This is a genomic window from Bacillota bacterium, from assembly GCA_012837285.1.
Taxonomy (GTDB): Bacteria; Bacillota; DTU030; order DUMP01; family DUMP01; genus DUNI01.
Genome location: DURJ01000086.1, coordinates 1 through 10,133, shown reverse-complemented (window position 1 = coordinate 10,133; position 10,133 = coordinate 1). Strand labels below are relative to the sequence as shown.

Below are 10,133 nucleotides of genomic sequence, written 5' to 3'. Positions count from 1 at the left end.
CTCCACATTATCTCTTCCTCATCCTCAGGACCTGACAGCTCATCGGCAAAGTTTACTACATAAAAAATATGCTCGAAGCCCCGTGATAGCAGTTCTGCTTTAATAAACCGTTCTTCCTCCAACGTCAGAAGTTGCTGGCACGATAACACAACCACAGCGGCATCAGACTGATTAAGAAACTGTAGCGTTATTCGCTGGCGAGTATCATTATCCTCCAGGCCTGGCGAATCAACTAGTTGTACACCGTTATGACAAAGGTCAAGTGGGTACTCAATGTCAACCCGTTCGATAACAGTGTCTATTCGAGAACCGAAAGCATCTTCGGTTCGCCCACCACGGGGAATAACAACGTAGTTGTGCAGCTCCTCAACCGGAACGGTCTTTGTCCCTCCATGATTCGACTTGAAATGTATCGTAGCCCGTGGCACTTCGCCATACTGAATAGTGGTAATGACAGCCGTGGTGGGAGTTAGTTTGGCCGGCAAGACATTTCTTCCCAACAAAGCGTTAACCAGTGTCGATTTCCCTCGGGAAAACCCTCCGACAAACACTACGCGAAAAACATCCTCGGATACGATATGCCTAACTCTTCCTAGGTTGGTCTGAGCAACATCACTTATTCCTAGTTCCAAAGATGATTCTTCTAAAGTATCTAATATCCCAACGAGCAACTCCTTGACTTGATGAAAATCATGATATGTTTGGACGGTATCCATCTTAACAGATTCCAAAACTCACACACTCCTTCACTTTGCCTGGGAATACGACACCCGGTAACCACAATAGACACAGAACTTTGATGCCGGAGATAAAGGTTGGCCACAAGCGGGACAGGAATGACTATTGATGTTGCCACGGTCTCCATATCGTTTCATAATCCGGTCATAACCACCTAGGTTTATCCATTGTTCCATCTCCGAAATTCTGATCACAATCCAGGGATGAGTACTCCAGGCCTGGCACAAAAACCTGTAAAATTTATTTAGATCCTCACCGCTGAAGTCCTCAAATTCTTGGGACTGAATAGAAATTTCATCCATACTAAGTTCATGTTCCAAAGAAGCAGGCACCCCAGCCAACTTGTAGAAAGTACTACGTACAACATCCGGGGCTTGAACTGCAAGCAACCCCGCCCTATCAGCTGTCAGTTCAGATTTTCTGATCCAGTCATAGAGGGCCATTTGAAAACCGCTTCCCACCAAACTGCCCAGCCCTAGGGTGGCTTGTCCGATTGTCCGCATAATCACTGGCAGATAAAAACCGATTTGGTGATAAAGAACATGTTCACTTTTCACATGGCCAACTTCATGGCCAATGACAAACCGAAGCTCATCAGGTGTCAACCGGTTGATAAGTTCGGTGGTAACCGTAACTTGAGGTGCTTCAACTCCTCGGGCAAAGGCATTTAGGGAAAAGTCTTGTTGGACAAAAAGGTCAATTCCAGATACATCTAAGGTTTCGCAAACATCCTGAAACAGTGTGTACAATGACTTGAACTGCCGTGGTCCAACTCGGATAGAGTTGGCCATGCTCTGCATTCTTATCATCCTATCTAGTCCCAACGAATTTGCCTTTTTTGAAATAGCTACAAGACCAGGAATGGCTTGGAGGGTATTCATGGCTTCTATATCACGAGTATGAAGGTAGTCCGCCGGGGCTAGGTTCTTTAATTTCTTTGCCACTAAATCAATTATCCCCTTCCTCTAGAACTTTGCCGCAGTAAGCACAATAAAATCTTTCTTTCCCGTTCATCTTCCCGCAGCTACCACACTTGACACCATCTCTGCCGGCCGTCCTACTCACCCGGGGTACGGTTTGCACGTACGTACTATGATATGAAGCAGGCTTCCTGCACTTCCTTGCCAGTATAGAAGCAGCTACAATTCCTGCTAATGCACCAGCCCCTGCTCCTATAGCACCCTTTCTGCTGCCAAGCACTGCCCCAAGTACCGCTCCCGCTGTCATTCCACCAAATAGTAGGTTGTCATCGCTCAAAATCAACACCGTCCTTTTTCTTTGATCAAAAGTTCTGATTACCTGTAGCCATTTCCTCTTATGCCAATTTGGACACTTTCGCTTACGCTTAAGACGGAAGGAGCTGTCATGGCAAAGTACTACTCAACCATTTAGTCCAAAAATCGTTATCGTATGATAATTCGACCTTGCGCTACAAAACCCTGCTAATTCTCTTGGTAATTTCGACGACTCAGTCTTATTTTGGCTGGGTTCAGAGATGCTCCCAAAGCATCACTCATGCTAGACAAAGCCCCCCTGCCTTGTCCTGCCAAGGTAGGGGGGCTTCAATGTGTCGATATTCCTTTGTACTTAGACGGCAATATCCTCCAGTCCTAACTCTTGTAGCTTTTCCGGCGTGGGGATGCCGTTGCTGTCCCAGCCTTTTGCGTTATAGATCTGATCCAGCAATTTATCCTGATCTACCGTCTGCCCTTTGCCGAGCCCATTCGGCGCCGGTTCGGTGCTGAAGCGTTCCGGCAGATAGTCATCTTTGCGGGTAAAACCGCCGCACCCTGTCGGCTCGATCCCCATAGCTTGTAGCCTTAGGGGACCAAGATCGGAAAATTGTGCCTGGGTATTATGTTCTACCCATTGGCCTCCAATTCCTGCCAATTTCGATAAGGGTGCCACTAAAAAGAAACCCGGTGAGCCACGCCATTTCTAAGCACACCCAAGCCTTCAATCTCCACCTCCACTATATCCCCGGGGCGAAGGAAAACCGGCGGCTTGCGCACAAAACCCACTCCGGCCGGGGTGCCGGTGGCAATTACATCGCCAGGGTCTAAGGTCATCAGCTTAGACAGAAAAGAAACCAAGTGCGCAACACCAAATATCAAATGGCGTGTACTCGAGGACTGCATGGTTTTTCCATTCAGGCGCAGTTCTATCTTGAGGTTTTCCGGGTTTTGTATCTCATCTTTGGTCACCAGCCAAGGCCCCATCGGCGCAAACGTATCCAAGCACTTGCCTTTCATCCACTGCCCGTCACGCATCTGCAGATCCCGAGCGCTGACATCGTTGAGATTGGTATAGCCGGCTATATAGTCCAGCACCTCTTCTTCACTTATATTATAGGCCCGCCGGCCGATCACCACCGCCAGTTCGGCCTCATAATCTACTCTATCAGTTAAACCCACGGGCAAGAGAATATTCTCATCCGGTCCAATGACAGAGTTAGCATATTTACCGAAGATAACCGGTTCCTGCGGTAACGGCAAATTGCTTTCCTCGGCATGGTCACGGTAGTTTAAGCCGATACCGATAACCTTATTAGGGTTAGTAATCGGCGCCTTAAGCACCACCTGATCTAAAGGCAGGCCCACTTCAGTTAGCCATCCTGGGCTGGTTCTTGCCATCTCTTCTACTTGAAGTGCATACTCCAAGCCCTGTTCCAAGCCCAAGAACGTCTTCAGATCACAGTCTTCCGGCAGGTATCCTCCCTTGCCAGCAGCAGCCATGCCTGCCAGAAGGTCTACTGCCTGATCGCCAACAACTATGCCGATACAAAACTGGTCTTGATACTCATAAGTTACAAGTCTCATGCCGGCTCTCCTTTCCGGTTAATATCATTTTTCCTATTCCATATGGAAGGATTCTTTCCCTGCTCAAAAAAGACCTTTGCCATCATCCAGACGGCAAAGGTCTCTGCCTTATATAAAATGTCTCTAGTGCTGCCTAGTCGTCAAAAGCCTGGCTTACTTTCCATACTTTCCATACGTTGCCCACCAGATCCGGGCCTGGCTTGAGCGTCTGCTTGCCCGGTTTCCAGCCGGCCGGAGTAGCTTCTGCACCCTTAGAATTCCTGACTAGCTGAAAAGCTTGAATCTGTCTGATGGTCTCCTTCACATTTCTGCCCACTGGCGGCGTCAGCACTTCAAATCCTCGTACAATGCCATCAGGGTCGATGATAAAGCGGCCTCTTGTTTCCACCCCGCCGTCTTCATCATAGACGCCGTACATTTTGCCGATCTTCCCATCCTGATCCGATAACATGGGAAAAGGTATGTCTTTGCCGATCATCTTCGACAGTTCATGGTCATTCCACATTTTATGCACAAAAACGCTGTCCACACTCATAGACAATACTTGTACACCTAGCTGCTCGAATTCCGGGTTCATTTCAGCAACTGCTGAAACTTCAGTAGCTCAGACGAAGGTGAAATCACCTGGATAAAAACAAAGCACTACCCATTTACCTTTATATTCCGACAGACTGGTGGTTATGAACTTGCCCTGATGGAAAGCAGGGGCTTTGAAATCCGGAGCCGGTTTACCAACTTTAATCACTGGTTTCTTCTCCTCCTTAACGGTGCTAATGCTGGGTTCAGCAACTGGAGCTGTCGGCGGCTCAAGATCCGGCCGCTCGCATCCCACCTTAAACTCTTCCGGCACAGCGCGGCCTCCTTTCATAACGATTCATAATGATTCAAGGAACTCTATATACTTATTTAATATCATAACCATTACTAAATAGCAAGGGGGTTTGGAAAATCTATCTCAAAGCCTTTTGGTACCTAAACTCTACTTTTGTTCTGTCACTTCCTCGGGAAAGAAGGACAGGCCCTAGGCCGTTTTGGCTAGTATTCCCCTTGTAACCGGAGGACTATTCTCTTTTGTTATGTTTACAATCGGTACCCATTTGCATGGGCACCTCCCATAAAAAACCCCGCCCTGTAAATAAGGGTAGGGGTTTTGCCGGCAGTATTGTGCTGAGGGTATTGATCGGTATCGCTTTGACCATGAGGGGTGCTTTCAAGCAATATCCAGCAGCCCCTGATACTGGGCCCGAAAAGTAGGATCGGTGCGACGGGTGCTGTATGGTTCAGGGATCACGATCCGCTTAGCAACTTCAAGCGGCGGACCGTTCAGCAGATACAGTTCGTCAGCCAAATTCAGCGCTTCCCCCGGATCATGGGTATTAAGCAAAATCAGTCTTTCCTTGGCCTGCGGGGCGATAATATCCATAACCTGCTTTTTCGTGACTGTGTCCAAACCCTTGAATGGTTCATCCATTAACAATACAGGAGCGTCGAAGGCCAGGGCCCGGCCAATAGCCACCCGCCGCCGCATGCCACCGCTTAGTTCTTGTATTGACTGGTTTTCAGTTCCGCCCAGACCCAGTTCCACCAGCAAGCGCTGAGCGATACCGGTATGCTGCTGTGGCCCATCCAGCACGATTTCGATGTTCTCCCCCACGCTGCTCCAGGGCAGCAGGCGATCCTCCTGGAAAACAAATGCACACCGCTCCGGGGCTTCCACCGAACCGCCATCAGGCAGCAACAGTCCGCTTATCAACAGAAACAGAGTAGTTTTGCCTGAACCGGAAGGGCCCATAAAGGCAACGATCCCCCGCTCCGGCAGCTCCAGAGAAAAGCGATCCAGCACCTCTACGTTTGGAAAACGTTTGCTCAGTTCTACCAGCTTTATCATCCCTATACTCCGTTCCCGTACCTTAATCCTGACCAACATTGTATTTTTGTCCCATCCGTCTGATCACATTTACCAGTACATACTCCACCAACACACTCAGTACCACCACAACCACAGTCCAAGCCAACAATTCCGCTGTCTCCAGATAGATTTTGGCATTGTACAGGTGTTCACCTATCGACTGCCGCGGTACACCAAGCACCTCGGCTGCGATTCCCGCTTTCCAGGCAAACCCCATCCCGGTCATGCAGGCGGCCAGAAAATACGGCATTACTGAGGGAAGGTAGATAAAACGCAAAGTCTTCAGCCGGGAAAAGCGAAACACCTGGCCCATCTCCAGCAGACGGCGATCGGTCTTGGCAATCCCCTGAGCCACATTGGTCCATATAATAGGAAGTACCATCAGGAAGGCGATGAACACCGAAACACGGTCGCCGTGCAGCCAAATAAGCGCCAAGATGATAAACGAAGCTACCGGCGTCGCCTTAATCGTACTGATGGCTGGGACCAAAAACGCCCGGGCAGCCGGGACAAAACTAGTGAGCACCGCCAGCCCCGAACCGGCGGCAACCGCCAGCAAAAAGCCCAGCAGCACCCGCAGTAACGAGTTGCCCACCGACAGCCAAAACTCGCTGGTGACCACCAGTCGGCCAAGAGTATGCAGCACCTGTACCGGGGAAGCCAGCAGCACGTCTTGCCCAACCAGTCGATAGAGCAGGGCCCATACACCCAGCCAAATCACAGCCACCAACACCTGACCCAGGTAGATGCGGGGTGGTTTTTTCTTATTTGGCGTAATAGAAGTCGTCACTTGGCAATTTCCCCCCGACAGCTTTGGGGTTGGCATCAAATAGAACATCATAGAAAGCCATGGCGCTCCGCCGCATGGCCTCGCCGTCCAGGTAAACGATGTTGCAGCCCGGAATCGCTTTCTCGGCCAAAGCGGCATCAGCCATAATACCATTTGCGGCCACCATCTGGGCCGCTTCGCCTGTATGCTCATTGACAAAGGCGGTGGAAGCCTCATATTCGGTCAGAAAAGTATCAACCGCCTCTTTGTTGGCCTCAGCAAAATCTTTGCGCGCCACCAGACAGCCCATGGTCAGTTCCACTCCAGTAGTGCCGGCTTTGGCAGTAGCTTGCCGCCATTCGTCGGTAATGTCAAGCGCAATCCGGACGTCACTGTTTTTCGCCATTACCGAAGTAACAAAGGGCTCCGGCAACATCACCAAATCAGCTTTCCCAGTGGCGGTCAGGGTCGCCAGCTCCGCGTGTTCGGACAGGAAGTCTACCGTGACATCTTGGCCGGGAACCAGGCCGTTCTGCTCCAGCAAATAATTTAGGGCATATTCCGGCGTCGCTCCTTGCCCGGTGGCGCTGATGGTTTTCCCTTTCAGATCCGCCATGGACTGGACGCTGTTACCGTTTTCCAATACATAGAGAACCCCCAAAGTGTTAATGGCAATCAGCTGAATGTTGCCATTGGTTTTGCTGTGCAGCACAGCGGCCAGATTGGTGGGGACGGCCGCCACATCAACGCTGCCCGAGGTCAGCTTTGCAACGATTTCATCAGGAGCCCCCAGCAGCTCAAACTCGTAGTCGTTAGCGGTGGTACCCGCTTTGCTGTCTTCCATTAATTTCACCATGCCGATTCCGGTTGGGCCTTTGAGTGCCGCCACCTTAATAAGCGCTTTACCAGCGGGTTCCGGTTGTTCAGCGGCCTTCGGCCCGCCGCACCCGGCCAGCAAAGTCACCAATAGAATTATTATCAGCAGCCGGGCCATAACACCAGTTACTTGTTTCAATTAATACCCTCCCTGTATTGATTTGATTCAAAATATGCGGATGATGGACGATAGTGGTTAAGTAAGCCGGCCAACGTCTTGGATATGGATACAGTTTTGATCTCTTTGAATTATTCCCTCCTCCACCAGATTGTCTAGCACCCGATACAAAGAAGCCCGGCTGATGTTCAGCGCTGCCGCCAGATCTTTCATGCTGTAGATCAGACAAACTTCGTGCCCGCCGTTGCTCGGAGCCGCATTGTCGGCTAGATAGTCCAGTACTTTGCGCTCAGCACTCGAGCGCGTGAACCGGTCAATTTTATGGTTTAGAAAGTAGATACGGCTAGAAAGATAACTGATATAATTGCGGGCCAGACGATAATCAGCCTGAAACATCCTCTCCAGCGCCGCCTGGGACAGAAACAGCAACTTAGTGTCTACGGTAGCGGTGATTTCCACCACATAATAATCAAAGTCGTGAAACAAGGTGGCCCCGCCCACCAAGCTACCCTCCGACAGGATATTCATAATCATCTTCTGGCCGTCGTCCAAAATCTTACTCACTTGTACACAGCCCTCGAGAATGATGCCAAGCCGGCGTTGATAGTTGCTGCGCTGATAGATGACCTCCCCTTTCTCAAAGCGGCCGTAGGTCACTCCTGCAACAGCTAAACAACGGTTCAGCTCAGCCACAGTCAGGCCCGTAAACAGCGGGGTATGCAGGAGAAGTTCTTGGGGTCGATTTGTTATCTCTGCAGCCATCTCGAATCCTCCTGAAAAGTGTCTTATATGAGACACCTACATTTTACAACTGAATTATACCGGTTGCAAGCTCTTTCGGCCGAAACGGAAACATTCCACACTTCCGGCTGTGAAGCGAGGGATTTCGGTTTAACTAACCATCTTCAAGAAGCTTGAATGGAACACCCCTACCCTGTACACAGCTAGGCCTAAGGGTAGGGGTAAGTTGTTATGTGCCTCAGTAAAGGCTTCCCTTAACTTTCGGGGCAGCCCCTAATTCTTGTAATTTCCGACTTCCGCTGTTTAGCTAAGCAGGTCCTGAGAAAGACCTCTATTTTGCGTTGTTCTCTATAAAACGCTGCAGTATGGTCGCGGCCTCGGCCCTGGTGGCGAGCCCTGCCGGATCAAGGATATTACCGTCCTTGCCCTGGATCAGTCCGGAGCCTACCGCCCACTCCATGGCTGCCACAGCCCACTTTGAGGTTTGGCCGCCATCAGTAAAGCCTGTCAGGGAACCAGACTGTGACACATCATATCCTGCATACTTAGCATAACGGTAAAGGATGCAAGCCATCTGCTCACGGGTAATGCTGTCATTGGGTCCAAACCGATTGCCCCCGTAGCCCCCTACAATACCGTTTGCTGCTGCCCAGGCCACTGCATCTTTATACCATGTGCCTTCTGCCACATCGTTGAAGATGTCCCCCAGACCGGCCGGTGTTTTCTCCAGACGGTGGAGAATGGTAACGATCATGGCCCGGCTGGTATTCGAGAATGGACTGAAAGTGTCAAGTCCAGTACCTTGCATCAGTCCCTTTTCGTAGGCATACTTCACACTGTTGTAGAACCAGTTGTTTTCATGGACATCCTTGAAAGGCAGCTCTATCACCGGAACGTCTTCCACTGTTTCTTCCACCTTCTTGAACGTAGCTGAAATGGTATGCTCTCCAGTGACCTTGTTGAAGGTGTAGCTTGTTTTTGCCCCAATACTCTTTCCATCTACCAACACATCTTCAATTTCATAACCGGGATCAGGGGTGATGGTGAATGTCTGAGCAGCATTGGCCTTAACCTTGAAGGTTTTGGGTGTGATGGTGCCACCGGTACCGGCGGTAACACTGATTGTATAGGTAGCCACGCCGCCAGAACCAGTGCCTGGTGATACACTCGCTGATGTTTTTGTGGTAAATTGCAGCTTCCTTGGTACACTCTGCAGGTTGTCTGCAGTGTCCTGGGCTACCGCGTAAAGGTCGTAAGCAGTATCCGAATCCAGTCCGAAGATACTGGTATTTCCCACGGTGTCAGCCGTCAAGCTAATGGAACCTTTACGTCCATCTGCCACCGGGTTGTCACTACTGTCCTTACCAGACTTGACCTGCTGTGAACTGGGAGAGGCTGATCCACCGGCAAGAACCACGTAATAGGCTGTGCCATCCTCGTCGATCTTGGCCTTGAGCGTTATTCCAGAGGCTGTTATGTCAACAGCTTTAGGGAAACCCTCTGCCCACACAGGCGGCTCTGTATCGGGTACAGCCACCACTAGAGCTAAAAATGGATACCCATTGTTCTCGTCCGCATCAATACCCCATGTGTTCACGAAATCCCAATCTGCATAGTTCTCTTGCTTTTTCATCATTGAGGTCGTCATGCCTATACCACCGGCGGATATAACCTTGCCCGAAGTCTCCGTGTCCCAATAGCTGTGTTGAACATTGCCATAGATGATCTTCCCTACCAGACCGCCGAGATCTGTTGCTTCACTGGTTCTGCCTTTAACAGCACCCGTTGAATACGATTCGGTGATCGTGGCCGGCATGCTTTCATAACCCCAGTTCGACCCCACCAGACCACCCACGTATTTATTGCCGGTTACGTCACCCGTGGCATAAGAACTGATTACTTGATGTCTGTTCTCGCCCGCCAAACCGCCAACATACCCCCATTTACCATTCACTGTTGCCGAAGCGTAACAGCCGGTTATCGTGCCCTGGTTCAAACCCACCAGGCCGCCGACATCTTCGTCGCCTGCAACCTGACCCGTGGCGTAACAGGACGTAACTGCACCATCGGAACCAATTTCTCCTGCCAAACCTCCAACCTGATATTGACCGGTGACATTTACATCCAGCATCCTCACGTTCCGGATATCGGCGTGATCAGCGT

11 protein-coding genes are annotated in these 10,133 nt (G+C 50.3%); all 11 read right to left on the bottom strand.

The genetic code is table 11. The features are described from left to right. The coding region (locus tag GX016_05240) for a hypothetical protein (protein ID HHT70968.1) at window positions 1–731 on the bottom strand (731 nt) is incomplete at its 3' end. Between the two features lie 15 nt (window positions 732–746). Beyond that, window positions 747–1,682, bottom strand: coding sequence for a M48 family metallopeptidase (locus GX016_05235; protein HHT70967.1), 936 nt, complete (start codon window positions 1,680–1,682; stop codon window positions 747–749). A 643-nt stretch (window positions 1,683–2,325) separates the two neighbouring features. Next, window positions 2,326–2,547 carry a hypothetical protein gene (locus tag GX016_05230; GenBank protein ID HHT70966.1) on the bottom strand — a complete coding sequence of 74 codons (222 nt, stop codon included), beginning with the start codon at window positions 2,545–2,547 and terminating at the stop codon, window positions 2,326–2,328. 98 nt (window positions 2,548–2,645) lie between these two features. Continuing rightward, window positions 2,646–3,557, bottom strand: coding sequence for a fumarylacetoacetate hydrolase family protein (locus GX016_05225; protein HHT70965.1), 912 nt, complete (start codon window positions 3,555–3,557; stop codon window positions 2,646–2,648). A 133-nt stretch (window positions 3,558–3,690) separates the two neighbouring features. Beyond that, a complete protein-coding gene (locus GX016_05220) occupies window positions 3,691–4,092 on the bottom strand; it encodes a redoxin domain-containing protein (GenBank protein HHT70964.1) in 402 nt (133 codons plus the stop codon). Between the two features lie 69 nt (window positions 4,093–4,161). After that, the gene (locus tag GX016_05215; protein ID HHT70963.1) at window positions 4,162–4,425 is read right to left on the bottom strand and encodes a redoxin domain-containing protein; all 264 of its coding nucleotides are present in this window, start codon (window positions 4,423–4,425) and stop codon (window positions 4,162–4,164) included. Between the two features lie 342 nt (window positions 4,426–4,767). Next, window positions 4,768–5,445, bottom strand: coding sequence for an ABC transporter ATP-binding protein (locus tag GX016_05210; protein ID HHT70962.1), 678 nt, complete (start codon window positions 5,443–5,445; stop codon window positions 4,768–4,770). Window positions 5,446–5,467: 22 nt separating this feature from the next. Continuing rightward, window positions 5,468–6,292 (bottom strand): ABC transporter permease subunit, encoded by an 825-nt coding sequence (locus GX016_05205; GenBank protein HHT70961.1) that lies wholly within the window; start codon window positions 6,290–6,292, stop codon window positions 5,468–5,470. Further along, the gene (locus GX016_05200; GenBank protein HHT70960.1) at window positions 6,231–7,229 is read right to left on the bottom strand and encodes an ABC transporter substrate-binding protein; all 999 of its coding nucleotides are present in this window, start codon (window positions 7,227–7,229) and stop codon (window positions 6,231–6,233) included. Before GX016_05200 ends, GX016_05205 begins: the two co-directional genes overlap by 62 nt. A gap of 78 nt (window positions 7,230–7,307) precedes the next feature. Next, window positions 7,308–7,991: a Crp/Fnr family transcriptional regulator gene (locus GX016_05195; protein HHT70959.1), complete on the bottom strand. Its 684-nt coding sequence runs from the start codon at window positions 7,989–7,991 to the stop codon at window positions 7,308–7,310. A 310-nt stretch (window positions 7,992–8,301) separates the two neighbouring features. Further along, window positions 8,302–10,133: S-layer homology domain-containing protein (locus GX016_05190; GenBank protein HHT70958.1), on the bottom strand; the 1,832-nt coding region annotated here is incomplete at its 5' end.